General features: G+C 47.6%; 1 protein-coding gene. It reads right to left on the bottom strand.

Features of this window, described 5'->3' with window-relative positions; all coding sequences use genetic code 11:
* Positions 1-208: hypothetical protein (locus ACHRVL_RS23150; RefSeq protein ID WP_395415613.1), on the bottom strand; the 208-nt coding region annotated here is incomplete at both ends.

Here is a 208-nt window from a genome sequence, read left to right on the forward strand (position 1 = left end):
GGCTGCGCCTGCTCTGTTACTGAAACTGTCGAAACAGCATCAACAGTACATGGAGCTGTAGCCGCCACAGTATAAGTATAAGTTCCTGCTCCTGCGAAAGCTGGAGTCCAAGTTCCTCCTGCATCTGCACTTCCGCCTAATGCTGCAAATAATGATCCTGATGTTACTGTACTGCCTGAACAAATCGTTAATGTTCCGTTTGTTCCTG

This window comes from Flavobacterium sp. FlaQc-28 (genome assembly GCF_044007415.1).
Classification (GTDB): Bacteria; Bacteroidota; Bacteroidia; order Flavobacteriales; family Flavobacteriaceae; genus Flavobacterium.